Source organism: Sphingomonas tabacisoli (assembly GCF_042678385.1).
GTDB lineage: Bacteria > Pseudomonadota > Alphaproteobacteria > Sphingomonadales > Sphingomonadaceae > Sphingomonas_B > Sphingomonas_B tabacisoli.
In genome coordinates, this window is record NZ_JBHUDY010000001.1 from 1,169,722 (window position 1) to 1,191,454 (window position 21,733).

At 65.1% G+C, this 21,733-nt stretch carries 13 protein-coding genes and 1 tRNA gene; 6 read left to right on the plus strand and 8 right to left on the minus strand.

Features of this window, described 5'->3' with window-relative positions; all coding sequences use genetic code 11:
- Window positions 1-20: 20 nt before the first annotated feature.
- The 3 genes from ACFSCW_RS06270 to ACFSCW_RS06280 are packed head-to-tail and all read left to right on the plus strand — an operon-like array spanning window position 21 to window position 7,559.
- The gene (locus tag ACFSCW_RS06270) at window positions 21-2,510 is read left to right on the plus strand and encodes an ABC transporter permease (protein ID WP_380887982.1); all 2,490 of its coding nucleotides are present in this window, start codon (window positions 21-23) and stop codon (window positions 2,508-2,510) included.
- Window positions 2,511-2,520: 10 nt separating this feature from the next.
- Window positions 2,521-5,028: an ABC transporter permease gene (locus ACFSCW_RS06275; protein ID WP_380887984.1), complete on the plus strand. Its 2,508-nt coding sequence runs from the start codon at window positions 2,521-2,523 to the stop codon at window positions 5,026-5,028.
- A 59-nt stretch (window positions 5,029-5,087) separates the two neighbouring features.
- Window positions 5,088-7,559 carry an ABC transporter permease gene (locus tag ACFSCW_RS06280; protein WP_380887986.1) on the plus strand — a complete coding sequence of 824 codons (2,472 nt, stop codon included), beginning with the start codon at window positions 5,088-5,090 and terminating at the stop codon, window positions 7,557-7,559.
- Window positions 7,560-7,607: 48 nt separating this feature from the next.
- Here the strand turns inward: ACFSCW_RS06280 and ACFSCW_RS06285 are convergent, their stop codons facing one another.
- The 4 genes from ACFSCW_RS06285 to ACFSCW_RS06300 form a co-directional block, all read right to left on the minus strand.
- Window positions 7,608-8,225 (minus strand): PilZ domain-containing protein, encoded by a 618-nt coding sequence (locus ACFSCW_RS06285; RefSeq protein WP_380887988.1) that lies wholly within the window; start codon window positions 8,223-8,225, stop codon window positions 7,608-7,610.
- Window positions 8,222-10,855: an EAL domain-containing protein gene (locus ACFSCW_RS06290; RefSeq protein ID WP_380887990.1), complete on the minus strand. Its 2,634-nt coding sequence runs from the start codon at window positions 10,853-10,855 to the stop codon at window positions 8,222-8,224. The genes ACFSCW_RS06285 and ACFSCW_RS06290 overlap by 4 nt, the downstream gene beginning before the upstream one ends.
- 88 nt (window positions 10,856-10,943) lie before the next feature.
- Entirely contained in the window at window positions 10,944-13,763 is a 2,820-nt protein-coding gene (locus ACFSCW_RS06295; protein ID WP_380887992.1) for a S8 family peptidase, read from the minus strand.
- A gap of 261 nt (window positions 13,764-14,024) precedes the next feature.
- A tRNA-Leu gene (locus ACFSCW_RS06300) sits at window positions 14,025-14,110 on the minus strand.
- A gap of 84 nt (window positions 14,111-14,194) precedes the next feature.
- Here ACFSCW_RS06300 and ACFSCW_RS06305 point away from each other — a divergent pair.
- Both ACFSCW_RS06305 and ACFSCW_RS06310 read left to right on the plus strand, forming a co-directional pair.
- Window positions 14,195-15,127: an ABC transporter ATP-binding protein gene (locus ACFSCW_RS06305; protein WP_380887994.1), complete on the plus strand. Its 933-nt coding sequence runs from the start codon at window positions 14,195-14,197 to the stop codon at window positions 15,125-15,127.
- Entirely contained in the window at window positions 15,124-15,885 is a 762-nt protein-coding gene (locus ACFSCW_RS06310; protein WP_380887996.1) for an ABC transporter permease, read from the plus strand. The genes ACFSCW_RS06305 and ACFSCW_RS06310 overlap by 4 nt, the downstream gene beginning before the upstream one ends.
- Here ACFSCW_RS06310 and ACFSCW_RS06315 read toward each other — a convergent pair.
- The 3 genes from ACFSCW_RS06315 to ACFSCW_RS06325 form a co-directional block, all read right to left on the minus strand.
- Window positions 15,882-16,454, minus strand: coding sequence for a peptidylprolyl isomerase (locus ACFSCW_RS06315; RefSeq protein ID WP_380887998.1), 573 nt, complete (start codon window positions 16,452-16,454; stop codon window positions 15,882-15,884). The two genes, ACFSCW_RS06310 and ACFSCW_RS06315, sit on opposite strands and share 4 nt — an antisense overlap.
- A 110-nt stretch (window positions 16,455-16,564) precedes the next feature.
- Window positions 16,565-19,315, minus strand: a complete 2,751-nt coding sequence (gyrA, locus tag ACFSCW_RS06320; protein WP_380888000.1) for a DNA gyrase subunit A — start codon at window positions 19,313-19,315, stop codon at window positions 16,565-16,567.
- 131 nt (window positions 19,316-19,446) lie between these two features.
- The gene (locus ACFSCW_RS06325; RefSeq protein ID WP_380888002.1) at window positions 19,447-19,680 is read right to left on the minus strand and encodes a hypothetical protein; all 234 of its coding nucleotides are present in this window, start codon (window positions 19,678-19,680) and stop codon (window positions 19,447-19,449) included.
- A gap of 261 nt (window positions 19,681-19,941) precedes the next feature.
- On the opposite strand from ACFSCW_RS06325, the gene ACFSCW_RS06330 reads away from it, so the two are divergent.
- Window positions 19,942-21,219, plus strand: a complete 1,278-nt coding sequence (locus tag ACFSCW_RS06330; RefSeq protein WP_380888004.1) for a tetratricopeptide repeat protein — start codon at window positions 19,942-19,944, stop codon at window positions 21,217-21,219.
- Here ACFSCW_RS06330 and ACFSCW_RS06335 read toward each other — a convergent pair whose 3' ends face one another.
- Window positions 21,220-21,717 carry an Lrp/AsnC family transcriptional regulator gene (locus tag ACFSCW_RS06335; protein ID WP_380890037.1) on the minus strand — a complete coding sequence of 166 codons (498 nt, stop codon included), beginning with the start codon at window positions 21,715-21,717 and terminating at the stop codon, window positions 21,220-21,222.
- Window positions 21,718-21,733 lie beyond the last annotated feature (16 nt).

Consider the following 21,733-nt stretch of genomic DNA (forward strand, 5'->3'; position numbering starts at 1 on the left):
GGAGAAGAGGGGGAAGGACGATGTGGCGCAGCAACCTGATCGCGGGCCTCCGGGCATTGCAGAAGAACCGGACCTATGCGTTCATCAACATCTTCGGGCTCGCGATCGGGCTCGCGGCGTGCATCGTCCTTCTCCTTTACGTCCGCTATGAGCTCACGTTCGATCAGTGGCTGCGGGACGCGGACCGCACCTATCAGGTCCAGTTGATCCACACCGATCCGGAAACCGGCGTGCGCACGATCCAGCAGGCGTCCGAAGGCGCGGCCGCCGCGCCGCTCGCCAAGGATTTCCCGCAGATCGAGGCAGCCGTGCGGGCGGACGGCAGCCGTCCGGTCCTGCTGCGCGATGGCGAGCCGGTCTTCGCCGACTGGCTGGAGGCCGACCCGGCCTTCTTCCAGGTGATTTCCGTGCCGTTCCTGCGCGGCGACCCGCGTCATGCGCTCGATCAGGCGAACAGCCTTGTCATGAGCCGCACCGAAGCGATCAAGCAGTTCGGCACCGACGACGTGCTGGGCCGCACCGTCACCCGCATCAAGCGCGGCGAGAAGGTCGAGCTGCGCGTCACCGGCGTGTTCGCCGACCTGCCGCGCCACAGCCATATGAACTTCGGCATGGTGACGCGCATCGACCCGGAGGATGCCGCGAGCTGCTCCTGGGGCTGCGTGAACGGCTTCGTCTACGCAAAGCTCCGGCCCGGCGCCTCGGTCGAGGCGATCAACGCGGCCTTGCCGGCCTGGGAAAAGCGCAACATCCCGACGCGCAATGTCGGTGGCGCGATCGTCAGCGAAGGCGACGAGTTCGACTGGCGGCTGGTCAATGTCCGCGACGTGCATCTGTCGGGCGCCACGGGCGACGACCCGCTGCGCCCCGATAATGACCGTACCACAGTCGCCACGTTCGGCATCGTCGCGCTGCTGATCCTCGGCATCGCAGTCGCCAACTTCGTCAATCTCGCGACCGCGCGCGCCGGGCAGCGGGCGCGGGAAGTGGCGCTGCGCAAGCTGGTCGGCGCCGCGCGCCGCCAGCTCGTCGCGCAGTTCCTCGGCGAATCGTTGCTGATCTCGGGCCTCGCCATGCTGGTCGCGCTGGCGCTGGCGGAGCTGAGCCTGCCCTATATCGCTGCCTATCTCGGCACCGACATGCACCTCGTTTATCTGGGGTCTGACGGGATCGACTTGCCGATCGTCGGTCTCTGGCTGCTGGTCGGGCTGCTCGGCGGGCTCTATCCGGCCTTCTACCTTACCCGTTTCCAGCCGGGCGCGATCCTGCGTTCCAACCGCTCGGCCGCGGAGCCGCCCGGAACCGGCCGGCTGCGGACGCTGCTGGTGATTGCGCAATTCGCGGTCTCGATCGGGCTGATCGTCTGCACTTTGGTCGTCTACGGCCAGATCCGCTTCGCGCGCACGGTCGATGCCGGTTTCCGCCGCGACGGGCTGATCCAGGTCGCCAATCTCGACCGCGCCGTGGTCGTGCCGATCGTCGACACGCTGATCCGCGAGGCTGCGCGCCTGCCGGGCGTGCGTTCGGTTGGAGCAACGACGATCTATCCCGCCACAAGCAACACGCAGAATGCGGACTTCCAGATCCCCGGCCGCGCCAAGCCGATCACGATCGGCTGGTACAGCGCCTCGCCCGAGTTCTTCGAAACTGCCGGAATTCGCCTGCTGGCCGGTCGTTTGCCGTCACGCGCAAACGAAATAGACGCGACGCCTCTGCCGATCGATCCCGAGCAGCGGAAGCTGGCAGCGCAGGCCTATACGGAACGGGGCGCGAACATCGTGGTCAACCGGCTCGCGGCTCGGCGGCTTGGCTTTGCCGATCCGCAGGCTGCAATCGGCCAGACCGTTCGCGCCAACGCCATGTCGTCGAAAAACGGGCTGATGCCGGTCACCATCATCGGCGTGGTCGAAGACAGCCGTTTCCGGTCGCTGCGGGAGCAAGCCGAGCCCGTCGCCTACAAGAATGACGGCTTCTTCTCTCGGCTGATCGTCCATTACGAGGCCGCCAGGCCCGAGGCGGTGCGCCAGGGTCTGGCGCGACTTTGGAAGCGACTGGTCCCGACCGTGCCGTTCGAAGCCGATTATGCCGATGCCAAGCTGGCCGAAATGTACCGCGTCGATCAGGCGCGGGGATGGAGCTTCGCCGGTTTCGCGGGGCTCGCCGTCGCCGTCGCCTGTCTCGGCCTGTTCGGGCTTGCCGCCTTCACCGCCGAGCGGCGAACCAAGGAAATCGGCATCCGCAAGGTGTTCGGCGCCGGCGTCATGGACATCGTACGGCTGCTCGTCTGGCAGTTCACCAAGCCGGTCGTGATCGCCAACCTGATCGCCTGGCCGGTCGCCTGGTGGCTGATGCGGGACTGGCTGAACCAGTTCGACGCCCGCATCGCGCTGACTCCGGGGCCGTTCCTGATGGCCGGCCTGATCGCCTTCGCCATCGCGATCGGCACAGTCGCCGGCCACGCGATCCGTATCGCGCGTACCAATCCCATCCACGCCCTTCGCTACGAGTAGGACCCTCGATATGTGGCGCAATTACCTGACGGTCGGCCTCCGGTCCCTGATGAAGAACCGGACCTATGCGTTCATCAACATCCTGGGGCTCGCGATCGGCATGGCCGCGTGCCTGATGATCCTGCTCTTCGTGCGATACGAGCTGAGCTATGACAATTGGCTGCCCAAGGCGGCGAACGTCTATCAGGTGCAGACCTGGTTCAAGAACCCGGACACGGGCGAGGACAGCTATGGTCAGATGACGACCTACACGTCGCAAGTCGCGCTTCGGAAGGATTTCCCGCAGATCGTCAGCTCGGTTTACGTGCTGTCGTCGGAGCCGGTGTTCTACAAGGACGGGCAGGCGACCTCGACCGAGAATTACCGCTATGTCGACGGCGACCTGCTCGACACGATTCCGCTGCCGCTGGTCGCCGGCAGCAAGGACGCCCTGAAGCAGGTCGGCGGCGCGATCCTCAGCGAAAGCGAGGCCGTGAAGCGGTTCGGCACGACCAATGTGGTCGGCAAGACCTTCACCGTCATCTCAAAGGGCAAGATGCGCGATTTCCGCGTGACCGGCGTGTTCAAGGACATTCCAAAGAACAGCTCCTTCGCTGCCAGCGCGATCGCTCGCATCGACTTCCAGAGCTTCTTTGCGACCGAGCCCGATTTCCTGACCTGCTGGGGCTGCAATTCCGGCTGGGTGTATGTCCGCACCAAGAACGGCACCGACATCAACACGATCCAGTCGCAGATGAAGGCCTGGGAAAAGCGCAACATCCCCGACCAGAATGTCGGCGAGGCCCGCTTCAACGCCGGCGATTACGGCGACTGGCACCTGATCAACATGCGCGACGTGCATCTGGGCAAGGCGCAGGACGCGTCGATGACGCCGGGCAATGACAAGACGTCGATCATCACCTTTGCGGTGATCGCGCTGCTGATCCTCGGCATGGCGGTGGTGAACTTCACCAACCTGTCGACCGCCCGGGCCAGCCAGCGGGCACGCGAAGTGGCGCTGCGCAAGGTGCTGGGAGCGACCCGTCAGCAGTTGATCGTGCAGTTCATCGGGGAATCGGTGATCGTCACGTTCCTGTCGATGGTTATCGCGCTCGCGATCGTCGAGCTGGCGATGCCGGCCTTCTCGGCCTTCCTGGATGCGGACATGCGCGTCAGCTATTTCGGGCAGGGCGGGATCATGCTGCCAGTGCTGCTGCTCGTCGCAGTGGTCGGCATCCTGGGCGGGCTCTATCCGGCCTTTTTCATCTCGCGCTTCCAGCCCGCCTCGGTGCTGCGCGCGAACAAGTCCTCGGCGGAAACGCCCGGCTCGGGCCGGCTCCGCCAGGTGCTGGTCGTCGGCCAGTTCGCCGTCTCGATCGGGCTGATCATCTGCACCGGCGTAATCTACGCGCAGACCGTCTACGCCCGCACGGTCGATCCCGGCTACAAGCGCGACCATATCATCCAGGTCGGCGAGCTCAGCCGCTATCAACTGCTCGACAAGGGCGAGATGATCGCCGAGCGCGCGCGCCGCGTGCCGGGCGTGGAGGCGGTGGGCCGCACGTCGATCGGCATCGCGACCGATAACAACAACAACACCGGCGTCATGCTTCCGGGCAAGAAGGATCCGGTCAATATCGGCTTCTACCAGGTCGATACCGGCTTCCTCGACGCGATGGGGCTGAGGCTGCTGGCTGGCCGCTGGTTCGATGACAAGCGGCCGCTGGACGACGCCAGCCTGCCGTTCCCGCCGGACGACAATGCGCAGCGCAACCTGGCGCAGCGCGGTGCCAACATCGTGATCAACGAGCTGGCGGCGCAGCGGCTCGGCTACAAGCATCCAGCCGACGTCGTCGGCAAGACCTTCCGAGCGGCGATCGTGAAGGACGAGTTCGGACTGGTGCCGGTCACGGTGGTCGGCGTCGTGAAAGACAGCCGCTTCCGCTCGATCAAGCAGCCGCTCGACCCGATCATGTTCATCAACCAGCGCGCAGGTGGGGGCGGCCAGACGCACATGATCGTCCGCTTCAAGGGCGATCCGGAAGCCGTGCGCCGCGGGCTCGAGCAGATGTGGCGCGGCATCACCACGGAAGTGCCGTTCAACGCCAAGTATAGCGACGACATCATCGGCAAGCTCTACAAGGCCGAGGATGCGCGGGCGCAGACCTTCGCCGCCTTCGCGCTGCTGTCCGTGGTCGTCGGCTGCCTGGGCCTGTTCGGGCTGGCCGCCTTCACCGCGGACCGCCGCACCAAGGAAATCGGCATCCGCAAGGTGATGGGTGCGCGCACCCGCGACATCGTGCGGCTGCTGGTGTGGCAGTTCACCCGGCCGGTCATCATCGCCAACCTGATCGCCTGGCCGGTCGCCTGGTGGGTGATGCGAGACTGGCTGAACAAGTTCGACGATCGCATCGCACTTGGGCCGACGCCGTTCCTGGCGGCCGGCCTGCTCGCGCTCGTCATCGCCGTCGGCACGATCGCGGCGCATGCGGTCAAGATCGCCAGCGCCAACCCGATCCGCGCCCTGCGCTACGAATAGAAGAAGAGGAAAGCAGCCCCATGTGGCGGAACTATCTGACAGTCGGCCTCCGGTCCCTGATGAAGAACCGGGCCTATGCGCTGATCAACATCCTGGGCCTCGCGATCGGCATGGCCGCGTGCCTGATGATCCTGCTGTTCGTGCGCTACGAGCTGAGCTTCGACCGGTGGCTGCCGAATTCGGAGAACATCTACCAGCTCCAGACCTGGTATCATGACCACCAGACAGGCGAGGATCAGAACCTGCAGATGGCCGCTTATGCCGCCGGTTCAGCCTTGAAGAAGGATTATCCGCAGGTCGAGCGCATGGTTTATGTGTCGGCGGGCGGCTTTACAGTCATTCGGAATGGCGAGGCGATCGCGGTCGACAATGGATCGCTCGTTAGTGGCCCGTTCTTCGACATCTTCCAGTTCCCGCTGGTGAAGGGCGATCCGCGCACGGCGCTGAAGGACGTGGGCTCGGTCGCGCTGTCGGAAAGCCAGGCGCAGAAACTATTCGGCAGCGAGGATCCGATCGGGAAAACGCTGACCGTCATGCTGCGCGGCAAGCCGGTCGATCACCGCGTGACGGCGGTGTTCAAGGACCTGCCGAAGAACAGCCATATGAAGTTCAACATGGTCGCCCGCTACGATCCGGTCACCTATTGGGCGGAGCAGACCGAATTCCTGACCCAATGGGGATGGCAGTCCGGCTGGTGGTACGCCGCGCTCAAGCCCGGCAGCGATCCCAAGGTGATCGCGGCCGACGAAAAGGCCTGGGAAAAGCGCAACATCCCCGACGAGACGTTCGGCGACCGCAAATATAACCAGGGTGACGATTCCGACTATCACCTGGTCAACGTCCGCGACGTCCATCTCGGCAAGGCGCAGAACGGCGCTTCGACGCCGGGTAACGACCGCCGCACGATTCTGACCTTCGGCGTGATCGCGCTGCTGATCCTCGGCATGGCGTGCGTGAACTTCACCAACCTGTCCACGGCGCGGGCCAGCCAGCGGGCGCGGGAAGTCGCGCTTCGCAAGGTGCTGGGCGCGGCGCGTCCGCAGCTCATCGTTCAGTTTGTCGGGGAATCGATCATCGTCGCGACGATCGCGATGATGGTCGCGCTGGCGCTGGTCGAGCTGCTCGCGCCCGGCTTCTCGCGCTTCCTCGATGCCGATCTCGACCTGCATTATTTCGGGCGCGACGGTATCCTGCTGCCGGTGTTCGCACTGGTGCTGCTCGTCGGCCTGCTCGGCGGCCTGTATCCGGCGTTCTTCCTGTCGCGCTTCCAGCCTTCGGCGGTGCTGAAGGCCAACCGGTCGGCGGCAGAGACGCCGGGCTCCGGGCGGCTGCGCAACATCCTCGTCGTCGGCCAGTTCGCGGTCTCGATCGGCCTGATCATCTGCACGGCGATCGTCTATACCCAGACCGTCTACGCCCGCACGACCGATCCGGGCTATCAGCGCGAGGGGCTACTGCAGCTCACTGGCGCGGCGCGGCGCCAAATCGTGCCGCTCAGCGACACGCTTGTGGCCGAAATCTCCCGCGTGAATGGCGTGAAATCGGTCGGCCGCTCGTCGATCGGCATTGCGACCACGAACAGCTCGAACACCGGCATTTCGGTGCCGGGCAAGGCCGAGGCGGTCACGCTCGGCACCTACTCGGTCGATACCAAATTCTTCGACACCATGGGCATCAAGCTGATCGCGGGACGCAGCTTCGACACCGCGCGCCCGATGGACGATGCGACGCTGCCGTTCCCGGAGGACAAGGCTGCGGAGCAGGCGTTCGTTGCCCGCGGCGCTAACGTAGTGATCAACGAGCTGGGCGCGAAGCGGCTCGGCTTCCGCAACCCCGCCGATGCGGTCGGCAAGCAGTTCAAGGGCGGCGGCTTCGGCACGCCCGACGAGCTGGGGCTGGTGCCGATCAACATCATCGGCGTGGTGCAGGACAGCCGCTTCCGCTCGATCCGCGAGCCGCTGGAGCCGATCATGTTCCGCTACGCGAAGAACAACCTCGACGCCATCCTGGTCCGCTACAGCTCCGCCAACCCGGACAAGGTGCGCAGCGACGTCGAGCAGGTGTGGAAACGCATCGTCAGCGACGCGCCGTTCGACGCCAAGTTCAGCGAGGACATCATCGAGAAGCTCTACAAGGCGGAAGACGCGCGGGCGAAGACCTTTGCCGGTTTCGCGGTGCTCGCGGTCATCGTCGGATGCCTCGGCCTGTTCGGCCTCGCCACCTTTACTGCCGAGCGCCGGACCAAGGAGATCGGCATCCGCAAGGTGATGGGCGCGCGCAGCCGCGACATCGTCCGGCTGCTGGTGTGGCAGTTCACCCGTCCGGTGATCATCGCCAACCTGATCGCCTGGCCGATCGCCTGGTACGTGATGCGCGACTGGCTGAACACGTTCGACGACCGCATCGCGCTTGGGCCGACGCCGTTCCTCGCCGCCGGCTTGCTGGCGCTGCTGATCGCGATCGGCACGATCGCCGTGCACGCGATCCGTGTCGCCAGCGCCAACCCGATCCGGGCGCTCAGATACGAGTAGGCCAACTGCTCCGCCCCGGTATTGCAAGCGCCGGGGCGGAGTCTTTCCTCAGGCTTGGTGAGATCGGTCCGCGACCCAGCGCTCAAGCGCTTCGGCCGGGATTATTTCGTCAAAGGCAAGGCCGAACTCATTGCCTTGCGTCCACCGGATCTCGCTTCTGAGCGGCGGCAGGTCGGGAAGCATCAGGACGGCCGGGCCCGGCTTCTTCAGCGATTGAGATGTCTCGAACCGCGCGCCGCCGGATGAGATGTCCCGCGCCCGTCCATAGTAGAAGCGGGCGTTGACGCGCAGCGTCGCCCGGCAGTCGATCTCGAGGCGGGGGCTGCTGCGGCGCTCCTCCCGCGCTTCCTCAACCCATTGTTGCGCCAGCAAGCGGTCGACATCGACGGTCTTCTTGAACGCGATTCCGATGCTCCAATCACGCGTCCAGAGGATTGATCCCTCGATCAACTCCCCCGGAACGAGTTCCACCCGGACATCCTCGCCGGGAAGTCGCGGGTGGAAAATCGAGGCCATCAGGCCGCCGGTGGAAATGTTGCGAACGACGCATGGTTCTCGGGCGGTGGCCGTGTGCAGCACGGCCGGCCGTCGAACCAGAGAGTAACGCGGGTGCGCCCGGCGATTCAGGTGAAACGAGGATCGCTCGGGAGCACGCTGCTGGTTCATGCCGCGCGGGAGGTGCGCCGGCGCACGGGCACTTTGAGCTCGACCGCCTCTTCCGCGACCGCCGGGCTATCGGAATGTTCGGCGCGCTCCGGCCGGCCGACGAGGAAGCCCTGGATCAGCGTGCAACCAAGATCGCGGACCAGCTTGCGCTCCGCCTCGGTTTCGACGCCCTCGGCCGTCGTCGTCATGCCCAGGCCCTTCGCCATCGAGATGATCGCCTGGATGATCGCCAGGCTTTCCTGACAGCCGTTGGCGGCGGCCTTTACGAAGCTGCGGTCGATCTTGATCTTCGAGAATTCGGCGCGCTGCAGATAGCCGAGCGACGAATAGCCTGTGCCGAAATCGTCGAGCGCCAGGCCGACGCCCAGAGACTTGAGCGCTTCCAGCGTCTTGCCCGTCGCCGGTCCCTCGCGAAGATAGACCGACTCCGTGACCTCGAACTCCAGCCGCTCCGGCGCCAGCCCGGTATGAGCGAGAGCGCTCAGCACATTCGCCAGCAGGCCGTCGGCCTCGACCTGCAGGGCCGAGAGATTCACCGCCAGCTTCACATGCTCGGGCCAGCGGGCAGCCTCGGCACAGGCCGTGCGCAGCACCCATTCGCCGATGCCGCGGATCAGGCCGGCATCCTCGGCGACTGGAATAAACCGCTCGGGCGACACTTCGCCGCGAGTCGGGTGATTCCAGCGGAGCAGCGCCTCGAACGCCACCACTTCGTTGCGTTCGGCGTCGACGATCGGCTGATAGGCGATGCTGAACTGCTTTTCGGTCAGGGCCACGCGGAGGTCCGCTTCCATGCGGCGGCGCTCGTCGGCTTCGTCCAGCATGGCGGGAACGAAATGCGTGTATTTGCCGCGTCCTTGATGCTTCGAGCAGTATAGCGCGAGGTCGGCATTGCGGGTCAGCAGGTCGACCGTGGTCGCTTCGCTTTCCGCGGTCGCGATGCCGATGGAAGCGCCGATCGTCGCGGTCGCGCCGACGACAGGATAAGGCGCGGAGAGCGCTTCGACGACGCTTCCGGCGATCTCTTCCAGTTTCGCCGGCTCCACATCCTGGACGATCGCCGCGAACTCGTCGCCGCCCAGGCGGCCGGCAAAGGCGCCTTCCGGAAGCACTTCGTGCAGGCGGTTGCCGACTTCGAGCAGCAAGGCGTCGCCGGCCTCGTGGCCAAGCGTGTCGTTGACCGACTTGAAACGGTCCAGGTCGATCAGCATCAGCGCGCAACTGCGCTTCGGCTGCACGCTGAGCGCGTCGTGCAGCAGCTCGCGGATGAAGCGGCGGTTCGGCAGCCCGGTCAGCGCGTCGTGGCGGGCGGCGTGATTGAGCTTCACGTTCGCTTCGGCAACCCGATTGCGGCTGCGGCGGATCGCGCGATAGGCGAAGAAGCCGATCGTGAAGATGGTCAGCGCCGTCAGCAGGCCGATGGAGCCGATCATGGTCAGCTGCTGGACCCGCTGCCGCGACGCTGCCAGGTCCGCTTCGCGCGTGAGACGTTCGGCTTTCAACTTCGCGATCCGCGTTTCCTGATTGGCGGCGTCGAAGCGGGCGGCCATCAGCGCCGAACTCGTCGTGGCCGCGACCTCGCGCGCTTCGTCGTCGAGCCGCTTCAGCGCCGCCAGATGGCGGAACGCCAGCGGCGCATCGCCGGCGCGGATATAGATCTGCCGCGCCGTGTCGTGGAAATCGCGATAGGGCGCGGTGGAGTGCTCGAGTTCAACGCCGGCAAAGGTCTTTTCGATCAGCGCGCGAGCGCCGCCGAGATCCCCGCGGGCCAGCGCGATCTGCGCGCGCACGCCCCAAAGATACGGCTCCCAGCCGACGGCTGCGCGCTGCGAAATCCGCAGGCCCAGACGCGCCGTGCTCTCTGCCTGGTCGAGCTTGCCCTCCAGCATCTGCGCCGAGGCGAGGTTTGAAAGAATGCGCGCCTGAAGCAGATCGCTTTCGCTGGCCTTCGCTGCGGTCAGGGCGAGCTGGAACTCCGCCTCGGCATCCTTGTAGCGGCCGAGTTCCTTGAAGGCATTGCCGCGGTTGTTGTGCGCGGTGAGCGCCAGCACCGGATCGGCAGAATGCACTTCATTGGCTTGCTGATAATAGCGCAGCGAGCGTTCATAATCGCGCGCGTCGAGATAGAGCGAGCCTAGGTTCTGCAGAACGATGGCTTGGCTGCGCGTGTCCCCCAGCGAGCGGTAGATGTCATATGCGGAGAGGAAATCGGTCAGCGCCGGCTGAACCGAGCCCATCAGCACTTCGATCGCGGCACGCGCCTTCAACAGATCGCCATTGAGCTTGGTGCGCGGCGCAAGCCGGGTGACGGTCGCCAGGCCCTGGTCGGCAAGCTTGCGCCCCTCGGCGGGTTTGTTGACCCGCATGAGCGCTTCGCTTTGCAGCCATTCGCCGGTAGCCACGGCGATCGCGCGCTCGGAATGATGCGATATGCCGTTGCTGAGCTCGGTGGCGGCGCGGGCATGGGCGAGGGCCGCTTCGGGATCGCCCATCATCGCGGCCTTGGCGGAGGCGACTTCGCTATCGAAGCTGCGGGCGCGCCCGGCGGTCTCCGCGAATGCTGCGCCCGTGGGGCCCATCGCGAGCAGAGTGGTGCCAAGCAACGCAATCGTGAACGCCTTGAACTTCATGACACATTCCCCTCGCATCCGCGCTCTGCGCCGACGCTTTGTGTGATTGCCCGTTCTCGTCGTTGTCTTCGGAGGCGACCCGCGTTCACTAGAAGTGGACGTTTAGACGGCCTCCAACTGCGAATTGGTTAACATTCTGGTCTGATTGAAGGTCGGCGCGGCCGAACAGGCCGATCTCGGCCCGGTCGCCCGGCAGCGGTGCTGCATAGAGCAGCTCGGCGGCATAGGGCCTGTTCTGGCCGCCGACGCCGAAGCGCTGATCGACCACGCCCAGCTCGCCGGTCTCGCGGTTGACGACGCCGACCGAGCGGTAGCTGAGCTTGCCGGATTCGATGTGCAGCGGCTGGACCAGCGAGACGCGCAGCGCGTCGCCATGGCCGAGAAGGCCGGTCTTGGTCGCCGAGAAAGCGAAGGCGGAACTGAGGATCCCGCCCGAGCCGGTGCTGAAGCCCTGACTCGACGCTCCGGCGTGCGTGCGGCCGGCCGTGCCCGAGGCGGCGAGCGTGAAGCCGCCGCCCACTTCCAGCGTTGCAGACATCGTCGCCGTGTCGGTGATCGCGCCGTTGCCGAGATCGCTCTGCAAACGCGACTGCACGCCGAGCAGGCCGTTATGCTCATGCACCCGTGCCAGCGATGCGCTGAGCGTCAGCCCGGCGCTCGCCTGATGCGTGATACGGATGTTGAGGCCGTCCGCCAAGAACGGGTCGACACCGCGATAGGCCTGCCGCTCGGCATCGGTCAGCGCGGCCGAGCGTCCATGCACTAGCCGTTGCTGGGTGAAGCCGACCGACAATGTCGTCGAGTCGCTCAGCTTTGCGTCGGCGGCCGCGAACGCGCCGCCCGAAGCAAGGCCGAGCACAGGATTGACGCCGCCTTGCGTATCGTGATCGGTGGCGAGGCCGAAGCCGCTTTGGCCATTCAGCGCGAGCGAGCCGTCGCCGAAGCCGACCGAAAAGCCGAAGCCCCCGGACGGATTGGCGATGCGCATCGCCGTGTGCGGCATCTCCGGGCGCAGCGAACCGAAATAGGTCGCGCGCGGGCCGGTCGTCGATGCCGTCACTTGCAGCGTCGGCGTGTCGATCATCCGAACGGCGGTGAAATCGGAGAAGGACGCGGTCTTGCCGCTGACCCAATCCTTGAGCCGGCCTTCGACGAAGCGCTGGAAATATTCCGAAGCGCCGGTGAGCGTGCCGACCTTGCCGACCAGCAGGCTGGAGACCGGCACCGAGAAGTCGCGGAAGGTCTCGCCGATCGGCTCGTAAAGGTTGAAATACACGCCGTCCGCTTCCCAGGTCGTATCGATGCCGGCAGCGCGGAGGTCGGGGGCCGCTTTCGGCGTCATGACGCCTTTGCGCACCTCGAAGAACTGCAGCTTGTTGAAATCGAGCGGCGACTGCGAGGCCTGGACGTCGAGCAGACCATGGCCATAGACCGGATCCACGCCCGGCGCGCCCAGGTCCTTTGCCGAATTCAGCAGGATGTCGACCGTTTCCTTCGGATGCTGAGCCAGCCAGGGCCAGCGGTCATGCAGCAGCGTGATCGCGCCGGAAACCAGCGGGGCGGCAAAGGAAGTGCCGTTGCGGCGAACGAAGCCGCCCTGGCCATCGGGGACGAGCATGAGCTCGCCCGGCGCGACCATGAAGCGGTTCATGAGCTTTTCGCGGCAGGCGCCGGTGCCATCGGTCAGGCAGGTGTCGCCCGGCGTGTTCGAGAAGGTGGAGATGTTGCCGTTGATGTCGGTCGATCCGACGAGGATCAGGTTCGGGTCGCGCGACCAGTCCCAGCGCATGCTGCCCGTCTGAACGACGCCGTCATTGCCCGCGGCCATCACGAACACGCGGCCTTGCGTCGCCTGGTAGACCGCGGGATCGAAGAAGATCTTCCGCCAGTCGGGATGCAGCACATAGCCGGGCTGGCCGAGCGACATGTTGATGACGCTCGCATTGCGCGACGCCAGCGACAGAATGCCCTGCCGCACCGCGCTCCACGATGCCGTGTTGGTGGCGTCGAAGGGGTTGTACGCGATGACCGTCGCGTTGGGCGCGATGCCCATCACACCCTTGCCGTCGTGCGCGGCGACCATCAGGCTGGCGACGCCGACGCCGTGGCCGTTCACCAGCGAGTTGTAGCCGCCCGAATAGGCGACGTTGTCGGCTATGTCGGGGTCGCTCGTCGCGGTGCCGTCGAGCAGTCCGATGATGGCGCGCGTTCCGGAACCCTGTTGCTGGGTGATCGCCGGCGTCCAGTTCACTTCGCGCATCCAGTGGTCGACGCGGTCCGTGCCCGAATAGGCCATCAGCCCGTCGTACCAGTCCAGGAAGAACTGAGAGCGCTTGGTGCTCGACATGGAGGTCAGCGTGAGCGGACGGTTCGGATCGATGCCGTATTTGGCGTAGAGCGGCTTCAGGAAAGCATCCTGGAAGCTCTTGCCGGTCGTGGCCGTCACCGACGGGCCCCAGAAGGTCTGCGCATCCGCGACCATCTTGTTGAACTGCGTCTGGAGCTGCACCGTGGTCAGCAGACCGGTCCACAGCGACTCCTTGCCCTGCCATTGGGCGCCGAATTGCTCCCAATAATGGCCGATGTCGCTCAGCGCCGGGGAGGTCGCGGTAGCAGCGCCGATGTTGCTGTAGAACGGATTCAGGTCGCCCCAGAAAGGCGTCAGGTTTCCGTAGAACGGATTGAGGCTGCCCCAGAACGGCGAGATGTTGCCGTAGAAGGGTGTGAGGGTTCCATAGAACGGGCTGATCGCGCCGTAGAACGGATCGAGCGTGCCGTAGAGCGGCTTGGTCGGGGTCTCCAGACCGGTGATCGGCTCGATCACCCAGTCATCGGCAAAGCTCGGTGAGGACGTTGCCAGAGCGGCGAGAGCGGCGCTGCGCAACAAGGTCCGAAGGCGTCCAGTCATTGGATTTCCCCCAATCATTGCAGAACGGGGTGCCACCCAAGGTCTTAACAAAGAATATTCGGCGATGGTTAAACGCCGTTAAACCACAGTATAGATGTAGGAAAAGGCGATAGTCTCCCCGGCGCTAAGAAGGAGAGGGTGCGTAACGCAGCTGATGGTTAATTGGTAAACGGAGCCAAGAGCCCTACCAAGATTGCTCTTTTACTGCGCCGCAATGGCATATTCCGCGCTTCGTTGAGTCGAAGCCCCAGCGCATTTCGCTGGTGCGGACGGCGGGACTCGAACCCGCACGCCCATTGGGCAGAAGATTTTAAGTCTCCAGCGTCTACCGATTCCGCCACGTCCGCATTGCGATGCCTGATCGGGGCGGGGAGGGGCAGGGTCAAGACCGCGGTTGCGCTAAGGGCGTCCGAACCGCTACCTGGAACAGCATGGACCCGATCATCCGCATCGCCGGGCTGAGCAAGACTTACGATTCCGGCCATCAGGCGCTGAAGTCGGTCGATCTGGAAATCGGGCGCGGCGAGATTTTCGCGCTGCTCGGCCCCAACGGCGCGGGCAAGACCACCCTGATCGGCATCGTCTGCGGTATCGTCCGGCCGACCGAAGGCAAGGTGACGGTCGACGGGCACGACATCATCTCCGGCTTTCGCCAGACGCGCGGCGCGATCGGCCTCGTGCCCCAGGAGCTGACCACGGACGCGTTCGAGACGGTGTGGGACACGGTCAGCTTCAGCCGCGGCCTGTTCGGCAAGCCACGTAATCCGGCCTTGATCGAAAGCCTGCTGAAGCAGCTTTCGCTGTGGGACAAGCGGGCGACCAAGATCAAGGAACTGTCCGGTGGCATGAAGCGGCGGGTGATGATCGCCAAGGCGCTCAGCCACGAACCGCGCATCTTGTTCCTCGACGAACCCAGCGCCGGCGTGGACGTCGAGCTCAGGCGCGGCATGTGGGACATGGTTCGCCAGCTCCGCGACCAGGGCGTCACCATCATCCTGACGACCCACTATATCGAGGAAGCGCAGGAAATGGCCGACCGGGTCGGCGTCATCAGCCATGGCGAGTTGATCCTTGTCGAGGAGACGCAGGCGCTGATGGCGAAGCTCGGCAAGCGCGAGCTGACCTTGAAGCTGGCCGAGCCGATGACGGCGATCCCGCCCGAGCTTGCCGAATGGCCGCTCGAGCTGCGCGACGACGGCAACGCACTGCTCTACGCGTTCGACGCCAACGCGGAACGCACCGGCATCGCCTCGCTGATCAAGCGGCTGACCGACCTCGGCATCGGCTTCAAGGATCTGGCGACGCGCGAAAGCTCGCTCGAGGACATCTTCGTCAGCCTCGTCCATCAGGAGAAGGCGGCATGAACTGGCGCGGCGTGCTCGCCATCTACAAATTCGAAATGCACCGCTTCGCGCGGACATTGTGGACCGGGCTTGCGGTGCCCGTCATCACCACATCACTTTATTTCATCGTGTTCGGATCGGCGATCGGCTCGCGAATGAGCCAGGTGGGCGGCGTGCCCTATGGCGGATTCATCGTGCCGGGGCTGATGATGCTGTCGCTGTTCACCGAGAGCATCTTCAACGCCTCCTTCGGCATCCACATGCCCCGCTTCACCGGCACGATCTACGAAATCCTCTCGGCGCCCTTGAGCGCGTTCGAGACGGTGCTGGGCTATGTCGGCGCGGCAATGACCAAGGCAGTGACGGTCGCGCTCGTCATCCTGATCACCGCCAATCTGTTCGTGCCCGTGCACATCGATCATCCGCTGGTGATGATCGCTTTCCTGCTGGTGATCGCGGCGACCTTCTGCCTGTTCGGCTTCATCATCGGCATCTGGGCGACAGGCTTCGAGAAGCTGCAGGTCATCCCCCTGCTCGTCATCACGCCGATGACCTTCCTCGGCGGCGCCTTCTATTCGATCGACATGCTCGCCGAGCCGTGGCGCACGGTGACCCTGTTCAACCCGATCGTTTATCTGATCAGCGCCTTCCGCTGGAGCTTCTACAGCACCTCGGACGTCGCGGTCGGCCTGAGCTTCGGGATCACGCTCGCGATCTTCCTCGTCTGCCTGGCCGTCGTCGCCTGGATTTTCCGTACCGGCTACCGGCTGAAGACCTAGGATACGCGCTTGGCGGAGATGATCGGCACGCGCTTCATCATCATCTGACCCTTCAGCGCGCCCGATCCGCGGCCGACCCAGGTGGGCGCGGCGAGGATTTTCTTCACGACGCCCATGCCGCTTATGACGCGGCCGAACGCGGCATAGCCGGGATAATTTCCGCGGGCGTCGAGCGAAGGCTGGGCGCCCACGCAGATGAAGAAGTCGCCCATCGCCGTGCCCGGCGCATTGCGCGCCATCGAGAGCGTGCCGTCCACATGCTTGAGGCCGGTCTTGCTGGTCGGCTCATGGTCGATCGAGAAAAAGGCGCGGCGCATGTCGTGGTCGATGCCGCCCTGGATCAGCCCGAACTGCGGCGCCGATGGCGAGCGCGCCGCCCTATAGAACGTCGTCCCGTCAAGCTTCCCCGCATCGACATAGCGAAGGAAGTTCTTGGACGAGATCGGCGCCGCCCGCTCGTTCACCTCGACCAGGATCGTGCCGAGCGACGTCTTGATCGCCACCCTCGGGGCGGCGAGCGCCGGCGTGGCGAGAAGGGCAAGGAGGAGAGAAAAGAAAGCCCGCAGCATAGATTCCACAATCCTGTCATTCCCGCGAAAGCGGGAATCCCCCTTTCTTTTCGCTGAACTCGCAACCGAAAGAAGGTGGATTCCCGCTTTCGCGGGAATGACGACAGAGGTCATTCCTCCTCGCCCGCAGCCAGGTCCTCGCCGACGGTCGCGCCCGGCTCGGGTGAGATTTCGCCGGTGCCTTCGACGTCAACCTCGTCCTCGCTTTCGTCGATCTTCGCGGCGGCGACGACGTGCTCGTCGTCGGCGACGTGGAAGAGGCGGACGCCCTGGGTGTTACGGCCGATGACGCGGATGTCGCCGACGGTCGTGCGGATCAGCTTGGCCTGGTCGGTCACCAGAATGATCTGCTCGCCATTCTTCGCCGGGAAGCTGGCGACGACGGGGCCGTTGCGGTCCGACATCACGATGTTGGTGATGCCCTGGCCACCGCGGTTCGTGCGGCGATATTCATAGGCCGAGCTGCGCTTGCCGAAGCCGTTGGCCGTGACGGTCAGGATGAACTGCTCCTTCTCGCGCATTTCCTCGAAACGCGCCGGGTCGAGCGAGGGTTCGCCTTCCTTCTCAGATTTCCAGGGGGCGAAGCGGAGATACTCTTCCTTTTCCTCCTGAGTCGTGCCGGCGCGCTTCAGGATCGACAGCGAGATGACTTCGTCGCCGCCGACCAGAGTGACGCCGCGCACGCCGGTCGCGGTGCGGCTTTGGAACTCGCGCACGGCAGTCGCCGGGAAACGGATCGCCTTGCCGCCGCGCGTGGCGAGCAGCACGTCGTCCTCTTCGGTCAGCAGTTCGACGCCGATCAGCCGGTCGGTGGCGTCGCCATCCTCATCCTCGCCGAAGCGCATCGCGATCTTGCCGGCGGTCGGGATGTTCCTGAACGCGTCCATCGAGTTGCGGCGGACAGTGCCGTGCGCTGTCGCGAACAAGATGTGGAGATCGCTCCAGCTCTCCTCGTCTTCGGGCAGCGGGAGGACCGTCGTGATCGTCTCGCCTTCCGAAAGCGGCAGCAGGTTGATCATCGGCCGGCCGCGCGTCGCCGGTCCGCCTTCGGGCAGGCGCCAGACTTTCTTGCGATAGACGCGGCCCAGGTTCGAAAAGAACAGCACCGGCGAGTGGGTCGAGGTCACGAACAGCTCGGTGATCGCGTCCTCGTCCTTGGTCGCCATGCCGGCGCGGCCCTTGCCACCGCGCTTCTGGGCGCGGAACGAGTCGAGCGGGGTGCGCTTGATATAGCCGCCGAGCGTCACGGTCACGACCATGTCCTCCCGCTCGATCAGGTCCTCGTCCTCGATACCGTCGGCGGCGGGGGCGATCTCCGTCTTCCGCGGCGTGTCGAACTCGGCGACGATCGCTTCGAACTCGCCGCGCATGACCGCATACAGCTTGGCGCGGTCGCCGAGGATTTCGAGCAGCGCGCCGATCGAGGTCGCCAGCTCTTTCAGCTCGTCGCCGATCTCGTCGCGGCCGAGCGCGGTGAGGCGGTGCAGGCGCAGGTCGAGGATGGCGCGAACCTGCGCGTCGGACAGGCGGTAGCTGTCGCCCTCCACCTCATGCTCGATCGCCTCGACCAGCCGGATATAGGGCGCGATCTCGGCAATCGGCCAGTCCCGGTTGAGCAGCGCCGCGCGCGCTTCGGCGGGACTTGCGGATGCGCGGATGATCCGCACCACTTCGTCCAGATTGGTGACCGCGATGACGAGGCCGAGCAAGATGTGCGCCCGCTCGCGCGCCTTCGCCAGCTCGTATTTCGAGCGGCGGGTGATGACCTCTTCGCGGAACTTGACGAAGCTCTCGATGATGTCGCGCAGGTTGAGCAGCTCCGGCCGCCCGCCGCGGATCGCGAGCATGTTGGCCGGGAAGCTCTGCTGCGCCGGCGTGTGCCGCCACAGCTGGTTCAGCACGACATCGGCCTGCGCGTTTCGGCCCAAGTCCATCACGATGCGCACGCCGAGCCGGTTCGATTCGTCCCGAATTTCGGAGACGCCCTCGATGCGCTTGTCCTTCACCGCTTCGGCGATGCGCTCGACAAGCGCGTTCTTGCCCTGCTGATACGGGATTTCGGTGAGCACGATCGAGCGGCGGTCGCCGCGCCCTTCCTCGATCGTGTGGCGCGAGCGGACGATGATCGAGCCGCGGCCGCTGGTATAGGCGTTGCGCGCGCCGCCCTGGCCCAGGATGATCGCGCCGGTCGGGAAGTCCGGCCCCGGCACATATTGCATCAGTTCTTCGGCGGTCAGCGCGCCATTGTCGATGAAGGCGAGGCAGGCGCGGATGACTTCGCCCAGATTGTGCGGCGGAATATTGGTCGCCATGCCGACCGCGATGCCGCCGCCGCCATTGACGAGCAGGTTCGGGAAGCGCGCCGGCAGCACCTGCGGCTCGCGCTCGGACGCGTCGTAATTGGGCTGGAAGTCGACCGTGTCCTTGTCGAGGTCGTCGAGCAGGGCGTTGGCGACCTTGGCCAGCCGCGCCTCGGTATAGCGCATCGCCGCCGGCTCGTCCGGGTCCATCGATCCGAAATTGCCCTGGCCGTCGATCAGCATCACGCGCATCGACCAGTCTTGCGCCATGCGCGCGAGCGTCAGGTAGATCGCGGCGTCGCCGTGCGGGTGATATTTACCCATCACGTCGCCGACGATGCGGCTGCATTTGCGATAGGGACGGCCGGCGACATAGCCCGCTTCCTGGCAGGCATAAAGGATGCGGCGATGCACGGGTTTCAGGCCGTCGCGCACATCGGGAAGCGCGCGCGCGACGATAACGGACATCGCATAGTCGAGATAACTCGACTTCATTTCATCGACGATGTTGACGGGTTCGATGTCGCTGGACGGGGCAGTGGGCGGCGGCAGAGTGGCCAAGTTGGACTATCCGTTGCTGTGCTGATTGGACGCCTGGGGCGCCTGAACGGATAAGGCCCTAGCCCGTGTCAGATCGGAACGCCACCCCGCGCTCGCGCCTGCGCGCGCGAGGCGGCGCACCGGGAGAGATGTCAGCCTTTGCCCTTGCAGGCGGTCTTGTTCTTGTTGCCGGCCTTCGTGCAATCATAGGTGATCTTCTTGCCGGTCTTGGTGGTGTGGACGGCCGTCGTCTTGGTGACAGTCGTGTGGGTCATCGGCTTGGCGGGAGCCATTGCGGGTTTCGCTGCGGGGGCAGCCGTCGGCGCCGCCGTTGCACCCGATGCAAGTCCCAGGAGAGCGACGGTAGTCATTATTGCCTTGAACATCCCAACCTCCTTTTCCCGACTCCCGCTGTGGGAACCGGGCAAAAAAAACGTAGCTGGCGCCAAAACGCGTGTCATGGCGCGTCCGTAAGCTTGGCGTCAGATCGGCGGAGATCGCGATGAAATGCCGCCGATGCGGGTTCAACCGCCGTTCAGTGGCCAAACGGCAGGGAACCGTGCGACGCCAACCGCTTGTTTGCGGATGGGGCGAGGTTTAGGGGAAATTTCATTCCCACAGAGTCCCTCAAGAGGAGAGTGAAGCACATGAAGGTTTCTAAACTGGCGCTGGGGCTGGCGCTGGTCGCCGGCCTCGGCATCGCAGGCCCGTCGCTGGCCAAGGAAAAGCCTGCCGCTGCCGCACAGGCCGGCGGTTGGTCGCCGCAGCTCGGCAAGAACTTCCGCAATGCCGCCGCGCCGCTGCAGAAGGCGATCCAGGCGAAGGACTATGCGACGGCTCAGTCGCTCTTGCCTGCCGCCGAAGCCGCTGCTCAGGCGCCGGACGAAAAGTTCGTGCTCGGCCAGTTCAAGCTGCAAATCGCAACCGGCGCCAACGATCAGGCCGGCCAGCAAAAGGCCGTCGATGAGATGATCGCGTCGGGCGCCGGCCCCGCCGACATGAAGGGGCAGTTGCTCTTTTATCAGGGCCAATTCGCGTACAAGGCAAATAACTATCCGGTCGCGATCCAGGCGCTCTCGGCTGCGAAGCAAGCGGGTTATGCGCCCAAGGATGCGAACGGTGCGCCGACGCAGGACCTGAACCTGCTGCTGGCCGAATCCTATTTCAAGGCAAACCAGGTGCCGCAGGGCCTCGCCGCGGTGGACAGCGCGATCCAGGCCGAAAAGGCCGCGGGCCGCAAGCCGCCGCAGGAATGGTACGGTCGCGCAGCCTCGATGGCCTATAAGGCCAAGTTGATGCCGGAGGTCGCCAAATGGACCCGGGCCCAGGTCGTCGATTACCCGACGGCCGAGAATTGGCGCAGCGCGCTCGTCATCTATGGCGATGCCAACCATTTCGACGATCAGACCCAGCTCGACCTGATGCGCCTGCAGCGCTTCGCCGGCGCCCTGTCGGGCGAGCGCGATTATTACGAATATGCGCTTCTGGCCGACAAGGTGGGCCTGCCGGGCGAAGCCAAGGGCGTCGTCGACGAAGGCAAGACCAAGGGCGCGTACAACGCCAGCAGCAAGGCGATCAACGAGATCGGTGCTGCCGTCGGCGCCAAGGTCGCGGGCGACAAGGCGTCGCTCGCAGCGGCCGAAAAGAATGCGGCCTCGGCCGCGACGGGTCGTGCGGCGCTCGGCACTGCCGACGCCTATTTCGGCTATGGCGACTATGCGAAGGCCGCGACGCTCTACAAGCTCGCCATCCAGAAGGGCGGAGTGGACGCCAACACCGCCAATCTTCGCCTCGGCATGGCGCTCGCCAAGGCGGGCCAGGCTGCCGAAGCGAAGCAGGCTTTCGCGCAGGTCACTTCGGGCCCGCGCGCTGAGCTGGCGAAGTTCTGGACGCTGTGGGTCGATCAGGGCGCCAAGGCGTCCTGATCACTCATAATCCGATGTTGGAGCAGCCCCGGCGATCGGTACGCCGGGGCTGTCTTTCGATGTGCGGATGGTAAGCGAGGTCTTCACGCTCGCCACATTGGGCGCGGTCGTCAGCGCCGACGTCAGGAAGCGCTGGAACGACTGAAGGTCCGGCGCGACGATCTTCAGGATGAAGTCGATCTCGCCGTTCAGCATATGGCATTCCCGAACCTCGGGGAGCTTGGCGATATGGTCCTCGAACGCGCGCAGATCCGTCTCCGCCTGGCTCTTGAGGCTCACCATCGCAAAGACGGTGATGCCATAGCCGAGCGCGACGGGATCGAGCAGCGCGTGATAGCCCTTGATCACGCCGCCTTGCTCCAGGCTGCGGACCCGGCGGAGGCACGGCGGCGCCGTCAGCCCGACTCGCGCGGCCAGGTCGACGTTGGTCATGCGTCCGTCATCCTGAAGGGCGGACAGGATTTCCAGATCGACCGCGTCCAGCGTCGGGGAGGGCATGCGCAATACCTCGAGA

What these genes read in the sequence shown, in the direction of transcription:
- ACFSCW_RS06270 (WP_380887982.1), top strand. Translation starts at nt 21, where the DNA reads ATGTGGCGCAGCAACCTGATCGCGGGCCTCCGGGCATTGCAGAAGAAC.
- ACFSCW_RS06275 (WP_380887984.1), top strand. Translation starts at nt 2,521, where the DNA reads ATGTGGCGCAATTACCTGACGGTCGGCCTCCGGTCCCTGATGAAGAAC.
- ACFSCW_RS06280 (WP_380887986.1), top strand. Translation starts at nt 5,088, where the DNA reads ATGAAGAACCGGGCCTATGCGCTGATCAACATCCTGGGCCTCGCGATC.
- ACFSCW_RS06285 (WP_380887988.1), bottom strand. Translation starts at nt 8,225, where the DNA reads ATGAACCAGCAGCGTGCTCCCGAGCGATCCTCGTTTCACCTGAATCGC.
- ACFSCW_RS06290 (WP_380887990.1), bottom strand. Translation starts at nt 10,855, where the DNA reads ATGAAGTTCAAGGCGTTCACGATTGCGTTGCTTGGCACCACTCTGCTC.
- ACFSCW_RS06295 (WP_380887992.1), bottom strand. Translation starts at nt 13,763, where the DNA reads ATGACTGGACGCCTTCGGACCTTGTTGCGCAGCGCCGCTCTCGCCGCT.
- ACFSCW_RS06305 (WP_380887994.1), top strand. Translation starts at nt 14,195, where the DNA reads ATGGACCCGATCATCCGCATCGCCGGGCTGAGCAAGACTTACGATTCC.
- ACFSCW_RS06310 (WP_380887996.1), top strand. Translation starts at nt 15,124, where the DNA reads ATGAACTGGCGCGGCGTGCTCGCCATCTACAAATTCGAAATGCACCGC.
- ACFSCW_RS06315 (WP_380887998.1), bottom strand. Translation starts at nt 16,454, where the DNA reads ATGCTGCGGGCTTTCTTTTCTCTCCTCCTTGCCCTTCTCGCCACGCCG.
- ACFSCW_RS06325 (WP_380888002.1), bottom strand. Translation starts at nt 19,680, where the DNA reads ATGTTCAAGGCAATAATGACTACCGTCGCTCTCCTGGGACTTGCATCG.
- ACFSCW_RS06330 (WP_380888004.1), top strand. Translation starts at nt 19,942, where the DNA reads ATGAAGGTTTCTAAACTGGCGCTGGGGCTGGCGCTGGTCGCCGGCCTC.
- ACFSCW_RS06335 (WP_380890037.1), bottom strand. Translation starts at nt 21,717, where the DNA reads ATGCCCTCCCCGACGCTGGACGCGGTCGATCTGGAAATCCTGTCCGCC.